Annotated in this window: 8 protein-coding genes and 1 tRNA gene; all 9 read left to right on the top strand. The window is 50.2% G+C overall.

The features are described 5' to 3' along the window. Positions 1-263: hypothetical protein (locus tag CX651_RS20205; protein ID WP_232788340.1), on the top strand; the 263-nt coding region annotated here is incomplete at its 5' end. 130 nt (positions 264-393) lie between these two features. After that, positions 394-1551: a flagellar assembly protein T N-terminal domain-containing protein gene (locus CX651_RS19345; protein ID WP_101057724.1), complete on the top strand. Its 1158-nt coding sequence runs from the start codon at positions 394-396 to the stop codon at positions 1549-1551. A 55-nt stretch (positions 1552-1606) separates the two neighbouring features. Beyond that, positions 1607-1682, top strand: a tRNA-Arg gene (locus CX651_RS19340). Positions 1683-1894: 212 nt separating this feature from the next. Further along, positions 1895-2755, top strand: coding sequence for an uL15 family ribosomal protein (locus CX651_RS19335; protein ID WP_101057722.1), 861 nt, complete (start codon positions 1895-1897; stop codon positions 2753-2755). Positions 2756-2964: 209 nt separating this feature from the next. Next, positions 2965-4110, top strand: a complete 1146-nt coding sequence (locus CX651_RS19330; RefSeq protein WP_101057720.1) for a hypothetical protein — start codon at positions 2965-2967, stop codon at positions 4108-4110. A 118-nt stretch (positions 4111-4228) separates the two neighbouring features. Next, positions 4229-4417, top strand: coding sequence for a helix-turn-helix domain-containing protein (locus CX651_RS19325; protein ID WP_101057718.1), 189 nt, complete (start codon positions 4229-4231; stop codon positions 4415-4417). Between the two features lie 276 nt (positions 4418-4693). Further along, complete coding sequence (locus tag CX651_RS19320; protein WP_101057716.1) at positions 4694-5095, top strand: hypothetical protein; 402 nt, start codon at positions 4694-4696, stop codon at positions 5093-5095. Then, positions 5088-6941 carry a replication endonuclease gene (locus CX651_RS19315; RefSeq protein WP_101057714.1) on the top strand — a complete coding sequence of 618 codons (1854 nt, stop codon included), beginning with the start codon at positions 5088-5090 and terminating at the stop codon, positions 6939-6941. The genes CX651_RS19320 and CX651_RS19315 overlap by 8 nt, the downstream gene beginning before the upstream one ends. A 121-nt stretch (positions 6942-7062) precedes the next feature. Further along, positions 7063-7545 carry a hypothetical protein gene (locus tag CX651_RS19310; RefSeq protein ID WP_101057712.1) on the top strand — a complete coding sequence of 161 codons (483 nt, stop codon included), beginning with the start codon at positions 7063-7065 and terminating at the stop codon, positions 7543-7545. Positions 7546-7885: the final 340 nt, after the last annotated feature.

Here is a 7885-nt window from a genome sequence, read left to right as displayed (position 1 = left end):
CGCCAATTGCTGTGCAAGCCAGAGTGCCACGAGGACTTATTCGCACCTTCCTTAGGCCTGCAGACCAAGTGCAAACAGATGACACCGGCGAACAAACCCAGTTGCCTGACAGCTTATTACAGGCTTTTACGAAGATGTTTAAGGGGCTTATCTACGCCTTTTCATTACCCACACCTTCATTTGCCCCTTCAATTTACCCACTGGCGGGCAATGGGAACTTATATTCTCTGTTCCCTTATCGGCAAACTCTTGCCGCTCTTTAGTTATGGTCGCAAACTGCGCTACATCAGCTGTGAATGGATGGCGCTGGCATAAAATTTGAATAGCAAGCGATACCAGTTTAAGTGGCGGCAAAATTCCGTCACCCTGACTCCTATTTTGAGGAACCGTCTTATGAGATTGCGCCCCTTGCTCTTGCTGCCGTTGCTGAGTATCAGCCTCAACGCCATGGCAGAGTGGACCGAGGCCCGAGGTGAAGCCAAAATAATCAATGGCAATTTAACCCAGGCACGGGAAGCGGCAATGGACAATGCCATCAACATGGCCTTGCTCTCCCGTGGCGGCAGTTTTCAATCAACCCAGAGTGTCAGCCAGGGGCGCTTGACCCAAAACGATTTCAGCCTTTCCAGTCAGGCGCAGATAAGCAGTGTCGAACTGGTCAGCGAAATGCACCAGGGAGACAAGCTCAAGGTGGTTATGCGGCTCGATATTCTCGATGGCCCGGATAACAAGTGCCAAAGCTCAGCCATCAAGGCCGCTATCCTGGTGCCACAGGCCAGTATTAAGGACAGAAGCCAACTGCGTTATGGTCAGTTGGAAAACTTCCAGCGAAGCCTGTCCGAACGGATAGCGGCAACGCTGGATAAACAATCCTCCATCAGCTTTGCCCACCTGCACGCCAACGAGCGGCTGGATATCAAAGAGGAGCTTATCAATATCCGTGGTTACCGCCTGCCAACCTGGATAAGTGAAATTACCGACAGCCAGTATCTGTTGCTGCCGCAAATCATAGATATCTCCACCGAACCGGCCGAGTCCGGCTTTATGGGCCTGTGGGACAACGAGCCTCAGCGACTGTTTCAGTTACAGCTCAGCCTCTATCATGGGATCAGCGGCGAGCAGATCTGGTATCAGAACTACAGCATTTCTGCACCCTGGGAGTTTGCCAAAAATGAATCCGTCCCACCCAACAGCGACAGATTCTGGCGTGCCAGTTACGGGCAGGCCATAGATAAGGTGCTGGCCAATGCCAGTAAAGATATCGATATGGCGCTGGCATGCAGACCTCTGCTGGCACAGATAGTCGTGCGCCAACAAGATAGAGTGATACTCAACTTGGGGCGACGCAACGGCATCCGCGTTGGCGATCAGTTCCAAATCGTGCTGCAACAAAACCTGCCCGACCGCATGAACCAGATGCGCGCCGTGGCCGGAGAAACCCGGGCGAAAATCACCATAGATCAAGTCACTGAGGAAAGTGCCATCGCAGTGCTCAGCGGTGAAAATGCCGCCCTCAACATTCAGGTGAATGACATCGCGATTAAGATTTAAGCAATTAAATCTAAAGCCTTTTCATCCGGGTGAAAACCAGTATAATCACTGGCGTCTCCCTATAGCTCAACAGGATAGAGCAGTCGCCTCCTAAGCGACCGATCGGGGTTCGAGTCCCTGTGGGGAGACCAGATAGGTCTTTTTTAACTTCAAAATCAATTACTTACAAAATCAGGCAAATCCTGTGCCGCCTATGTGCCGCCTCAGAACAGGCATTTTTTCGAAAAAAATTTCGCCCCTTTTGTAAAAATCCCCTTTTTGTACTCTTCGCCCGATTTCTGGACTATCCCGCTGATTTCCGTTAGTTTTTGGCTATTACCTTGCCATAAGGAATTTGACGGGCATGAGCCAAGAAAAGTCTGCTGATACACTCTATGATACCTTCAAGGCTTTCGCTGAAAAGTATCAGTTAGAAGACCCGCCGGAGATCTTGCGCTGGTGGAGCAATATCGAAGATGAAGGCGTGGGTAATGAGGCCGTGGCACAGCTGAAAAGCATCATCGAAAGGATGATGCAACCACCCGAACTATCATCACCTATTCCTGAAGGCACCTCAGAAGAGAATGCGGCAGAAGTACTGGCTAAGATCCCCGGCAGTCTTCAGGCTATTGTGGATGATCAGCTGGATATTGCCGGGCAATATACTGCCCTGTTCAATCTTGTCCCCGATGAAGTCTCCGATACCTCACTTGAAGAGATAAGAAATTTCGCCAATGCAGAGCCAGCCAAAGCATTTGAAGCATTTGACGCAGAAGGACTTGCTCCCGTTGCCGCCCTGAAAGACATGCCTGAAGAACTCGCCGAGTTCGTCCAGGCTAACATTGCGCTTCACATGGCTGGGCTCACCAAAGCGGCGAGTCTACTGCAAAAACTCTTCGTTGAACGAACTTATGTCACCCATAACCAAGGGTTTCAGGAGTTAATCACGGACATGACCAAACATCTTGGCGCTGCTGAGGTATCCGGTACGCACGCCAAGAAAGGGGTGGAAAACCGACACGCTAAAAATCGCCAGCGCAAAGACTACGCAATTTCTCTCTACCGTAAAAAGCCCTACCAAAACCCGAGTCAGGCCAGAACCCTACACTATCCGGCTATCGAAGCCTACGCAAACAGCATCGACCATCCATTCAGTTCTGAATATCAGGGGATGCAAACTGTCTATAAATGGTTTCTGGAAGCTGAACGAATTAAAGGGCGATAGTCTTGACTTAAGTCCCCATGGACTCATAGACTCACATGCAGGCGCCCGCCTCACTTGCATGTGAGTGAAAACAGGCAATCTGACGAAAGTCCTTAAAATATAGCTTTACCCATCTATCACATTTCATAGACAAGCCGGGTCGAGTTCGCTTTCCATAATCACATGTGGAACTGAAACACAGTACAGCACTCGCCCCGTGGAGTTTGTTTATGAACATGCTTTCCACTCACGCCTATAACCTTTCCGTTAAGGCCAAATCACTGCCGAATTGTACCCTCACCCGAGCCCAGGTGTACGAAGTCATTGCCGCCTACTTTGGGCAGCAAAGTTATGCCGCATTAAAAAACGCAGCAGATCCTTCAAAGCTCGATAAGCCAATTCCTGAAGAGGCATACCAACGCTGTATTCAAAAAGCGGCGACACTGAAACAAACCGAGGATGTCGCTGCCAAGTTGGCACATTTGGTAGCTTCCGAATTGGAGTTCGTTAACTCATCACATGCAGAGCTTATAAACCGGCAAGTATTCAATTATCTGTATTGTAATTTTGACGAAGATGACTCGTTAGATACTTTGCCTAGTGATCACACCTTTGAGTTTGAAGGCATAAAAATCGACGTGCCGACGCTGTTCGAAAGGCTTAGAAAGATATCCAGACAAGGAAACAAAGAATCAAGGCTTTTGGAAATGCTTTGGTTAGATGCAGAGTTCTCAAGGGTGTACCAAAATGACGCCAGCGAACACTGGTACAAGCGCAAGCTTGCAGGGGATAGATTAGGGGAAGTTCAAATAGAGTGGGCAGATAACTACGGCCGTATGTTTTCTGCTAAACAGGCTCTGGAAGCTTTTCGAGCTGCTACAACTATTTCCGACCTTGCGACCCCCAATGTTGAAGAGATTCTTACCACCGAAGATTATTCACTTCCCAAACAGTCCATTTGTTATCAACTGGACGCAGGTGAAATCATGTGGCGAGTAATTGAACTCTGGGAAATCGCGTTGGACGACGAGTCAAAGACCGAAATCGAATTTCTGAACCAATGGGACAAGTTGTTTGCATTTCAAGAACCTCAGCGTGACTCGCTTGCTCAGTTAGCCGAGTCCGAAACAGACCCAGTAAAGCAACACGCTTGGCTTGAGTTTGCCAAATCAAACGATATCAACCTTGAGCAAGATGATATGTACCTCATCAATTCGTACACTGGCGAAGTGTGGGAACATGACTTTGATGGCCCCGTAGAAGGGGCTGGCTATGAAGCGATATCTTTGCCCCCATTGCCTCCCGAGCTAAAACCGCAGGTTTCGGAGCGCGTTGAGGCCATGCTTAAACTTCAGAAATTAATCCATAAATTATAATTAGTTAAAATATGCTTCTCAGGGTGAGAAGCACCTTTTACACCCTGAGCAGCGCATACATACTAACCGCCCTTCCCTAACCTTGCTCCTGACTCATTCAAATTGATCAGGAGCAACCATGACAAATCCACTGTTAACCCCTGCTAAAGTAGCCAAGACGCTTGGCGTGACTGAAGGCACCTTATCCGTTTGGCGCTGCACCGGGCGCTATCCACTCAAGTTCGTCAAAGTTGGGCGGCGGGTGATGTACCGCCAAATCGATATAGACACCTTCGTTAACGGGAGGGTCTATGAACACACTCTTTAAGCGAAACTCAAAATCAATCAAGGGGCGTTTACCTAACCGCTGTAATCGTCCCGTTAGGTTACATAACGGGGCCATGTATCCGTTAACGACTATTCGCCCCATGTACCCGTTAACGGGTACGCACCGCAAAATCCCAACGGGTACAGCCACCGTTAACGGGTACGGTTCAACAACCAAATTCGGTGCCCGTTACCTAACGGGGGCCAACACATCCATCCCGAATTGGCCCTACTCCGCTTGCCCTAGTTCAGCACCTCAGCTTAAGGAGGTGCAACCATGAGCAAAGCGCACCGGAACAAGCACCATAACGGCAACCGAAAGCCTCTACTGAATTTGGTAACGGTGGCACCGAAACTAACCAAAGCTGATACCCAACTCAGCACCGAACAGGCAAGCTTGCTGGCATGGCTGGCACTTGGTCGTTCGGTTGATGTCTGCACCGAACTTTGCCCAGATTTGGGTAAGGTCGCCGAAATGCCGGATTATCCCGGCCACTTCAATAAGCGCAGCCTGTTTGCGCTCAAACGGGAAGGGCTGACACAAGAGCAGGATTGCTACTTTGTCGGAATGAGATGGTGCCGGGTCAGTTTAAGCCCCAAGGGGCAACGCCTTGCCGCCCTGATAACAGAAAGAGCGTTACTCAAAAGCGATTCGTTAACGGGGGCCGACTATGCCTGAAGTCCATCCACACGATAACGAATGGCTGAACAAACAGCTTTATGGTGTGCCCGAGGTATTCCGGCAAGAGATCATGGCCGACTATGCCGCCAAAGACTCTCGCCGGGAAGCGAACCTGCATGTGCTGGCCGAGCGTAAAGCCATTGCCGCTGTTATGGGAAAGTCTGAGCGTTTCTATCACATCAACATTCAAGACAGAGATTGCACACAGGCGGCCAAGATTCACTCCCGCCATGTGCTAAGGCTTCTTGCCAACAATCCTCGCCTGAATCTGGTCGCGCTCTATGCCTTAATTGCTGGCTACATCCAAAGCCAAGGTATAACACCGCCACCGCTTGCAAAGCGGGTTTTAAAAGCAATCGCTTTGGGCCATATTGCCGGGGATGACGCCATTAAGGTAAAGGGCGCAATCAATCGCGCCAAGGATGAGCAGTGGTGGCGCAGAAAGCTTAAAACCAAACACATCCGGGAAGGTGAAACCCTGTCACGGCGCTACAACCAGATAAACCGGGCAAAAGGGATTTACATCAGCAACCTGGGCCTTGGCAAAATCCGTCACCGCTGGCAGGAAAACCAAAGCTTTTTGGAAAGCACCATAGCCACCAATGAGCATGGTTTCAGCGCCAGCCTTGCCGAACTCTCAAGCCTGAATGTGTCCAATCCGAGCATTCGCAGGCAGGAGCTTATGGTCAGAACCCGAGGCTTTGAAGAGTGCAGTAAAGCCATGGGCCATCAGGCGCTGTTTATCACCCTCACCTGCCCCTCAAAGTACCACCGCAGCCTGTCCAAATCCGGCAGCAAAAATCCCAACTGGAACGGCGCAACCCCGCTCGATGGTCAGCAATACCTTCGCCGCACCTTTGAGCGAATTCGCGCCGCCCTTGGCAATCAGAACATTGGCATTTTCGGCTTTAGAGTGGCCGAGCCTCACCATGACGGCACGCCCCACTGGCACCTGTTGCTGTTTGTTGAACCCGAGCAGGCCCAAGCCCTGCTCAAGGTGTTTCACCGCTACGCCTTTGAAGAAGACGGCAATGAACCGGGCGCAGCCAAACACCGCCTTAAGGTGGAAGAAATAGACCCAAGCAAAGGCTCTGCAACTGGCTATATCGCCAAGTACATCTCCAAGAACATTGATGGTGAAGGCATAGACCAAGATCTGTATGGCAAGGATGCCAAAGACTCAGCTATCCGGGTTCGCGCTTGGGCGTCGCTGTGGGGCATTCGCCAGTTTCAACAATTAGGCGGTGCCAGTGTCACCGTATGGCGAGAGTTAAGGCGTATGGAGGCTATTAAGGCCGCAGAGCTGGATTGGATAGAGTCTATCCGCCAGAGCGCAGACCAAGGCGACTGGCAAGGCTACACCGAGCAAATGGGGGGCGTCTTCTGCAAACGGCAGGAGCAAGTGATCCGCCCCTTTTACGAACAGGTACGGGAAGCCAAGCAAAATCCGGAGTCATTTCCGGAAACGAATCCCGGAAATCCCGAAAATTCCCGGATTACCCCGGAAATAGCGCCTGAAACAGGGCCCGGAACCATTCCCGAAAATTCGGAAACACTTGCGGGAATAGAAGCCGGGATTCCTGAAACTGGCCCGGACGAGTGCCAGCCATTCTCGGAGTTGATAGCGGAACCGATGCCAGAAACAAACCGGAAATTGCCGGACATTCCCGCAATCAAAACTAACCGCTACGGCGATGAAGCCCTAACGCGCATCAGAGGCATTGTCAGCTTTGGGGTGGAAATCATCACCCGAATCCACCAATGGACCATTTCTCAACGAGAAACCCATAAAGAGTATCAGGCAGACAGCGCAAACCGCTTTTCCTTGGAGTGCTGTCAATAAGTGTACAGACCATATAAAAACCAAAACTCAGCCGTGACACAAACCATTTAAAAGCCGGATGAAAGACGGTAATATCTTTGACTAACTAAAGGGAACCCAGCCAGTTACTTAAGGATGAGTCATGGATCCATTGTCGCAACTGTTCGCCGCCTATCTGGAGATGGTGAGCAATAACATCACTAGCGCCTATGTTGATGCGGCAAACACCACTGTCACCGCCCAAACGCTCACCTACAAGGGCACCAACATTCGATTCCAGCACTTTCTCTGGCAGGTAAAGCAAGAAAGTGTCTGTGCAGACCTTAAGCAGCAAGCAACTTCTTATTCCAAGTGCACACAGCAAGCCAAAGCCATGTTCACGGATTTGTGCAACCAGCTATCCGGCATGAAAAACCTCAATTCAAAAGGCCGCAGCTTATCGCGGATGTACTGCAATGCTTCGCTGAACTACAAGCCCATGATTGCCACGATAAGCACACCTGCCCGGAAAACCGAGCAACAGCTAAAAGACAAGGAATGCAATCAGCTTATTCTCAAGGCAATGCAGGACAGCAGCCCTGAACTGGCTAAGCGCAGAGATAAAATCTGTGCTGAGGCAAAGTAACTGAAGAGTACAATTTGGCACAGTGTTAGTCGGACAAGAAGCCTGAAAAAGACGTTAGTTGAGCAAACGCAACTTTTAGTAAGAAAGAGCAAATGTCCTACAGACGATTGAAAAGTGCTGTGGTACGTTCGAGCTAAGCGGAATACTTGTTCAATACAATCATACCTTTAGGGGCACCCTAAGGAGCAATAGGAACGCTGGAATCCTAAATCCAAGGGCGGAAGCGTGTCTGAAAGACAAGCGACAGAACAGTTTCTGTCGCTTAGCTGGAGCCGAAGGGCCTCGGGCCCGCCACGCGACAAAAATGTCGGGAACATTTTTGAACGGCTTTAGCAGTCCC

Source organism: Shewanella chilikensis, from assembly GCF_002836945.1.
Lineage (GTDB): Bacteria > Pseudomonadota > Gammaproteobacteria > Enterobacterales > Shewanellaceae > Shewanella > Shewanella chilikensis.
The sequence above is the reverse complement of the archived record's forward strand: the minus strand, read 5'-3'. Positions and strand labels throughout refer to the sequence as shown.

What these genes read in the sequence shown, in the direction of transcription:
- CX651_RS19335 (WP_101057722.1), top strand. Translation starts at nt 1,895, where the DNA reads ATGAGCCAAGAAAAGTCTGCTGATACACTCTATGATACCTTCAAGGCT.
- CX651_RS19320 (WP_101057716.1), top strand. Translation starts at nt 4,694, where the DNA reads ATGAGCAAAGCGCACCGGAACAAGCACCATAACGGCAACCGAAAGCCT.
- CX651_RS19330 (WP_101057720.1), top strand. Translation starts at nt 2,965, where the DNA reads ATGAACATGCTTTCCACTCACGCCTATAACCTTTCCGTTAAGGCCAAA.
- CX651_RS19325 (WP_101057718.1), top strand. Translation starts at nt 4,229, where the DNA reads ATGACAAATCCACTGTTAACCCCTGCTAAAGTAGCCAAGACGCTTGGC.
- CX651_RS19345 (WP_101057724.1), top strand. Translation starts at nt 394, where the DNA reads ATGAGATTGCGCCCCTTGCTCTTGCTGCCGTTGCTGAGTATCAGCCTC.
- CX651_RS19315 (WP_101057714.1), top strand. Translation starts at nt 5,088, where the DNA reads ATGCCTGAAGTCCATCCACACGATAACGAATGGCTGAACAAACAGCTT.
- CX651_RS19310 (WP_101057712.1), top strand. Translation starts at nt 7,063, where the DNA reads ATGGATCCATTGTCGCAACTGTTCGCCGCCTATCTGGAGATGGTGAGC.